General features: G+C 35.7%; 1 pseudogene. It reads right to left on the reverse strand.

Annotated features, from left to right (window positions below):
- A pseudogene (locus tag ACM0OR_RS28385) lies at nucleotides 1–180 on the reverse strand (IS701 family transposase); the annotation flags it as partial.
- Between the last annotated feature and the right edge of the window lie 190 nt (nucleotides 181–370).

Genomic DNA, 370 nt, shown 5'->3' on the forward strand with positions numbered 1-370 from the left:
TACTGTATCGTCTACACTTAGTATTCCTCCTCCCAAATTGATGATTTTCTCTATTATTTTGAATAAATCTTTCGGTTCATATCTCTCTCTTAATAAAAAGCGATTCACGCTATCATGTGAAACATCGCCCAATATCTCTGCTAACCTACTGCACCCCGCAAACTTCGGCTCTGACAGCAAAAATAACGTGTAGAGGTCTAGATTACATTGTGCTGTAGAGGGTTTAGTAATTTCTCTGATTATCCGATACCTGCAAAATAGACGACCTATATTCATCAATTCACTATTTTGTTATTCTGTCAATGCGTAAGTCCTAAAGAAGTGAAAAAAGATGTGGTTGTGAAAAAGTGACAAAAAAATCCACAAAAAA

Origin of the sequence: Anabaena sp. CCY 9402-a, from assembly GCF_963920945.1 — a bacterium.
Taxonomy (GTDB): domain Bacteria; phylum Cyanobacteriota; class Cyanobacteriia; order Cyanobacteriales; family Nostocaceae; genus Trichormus; species Trichormus minutissimus.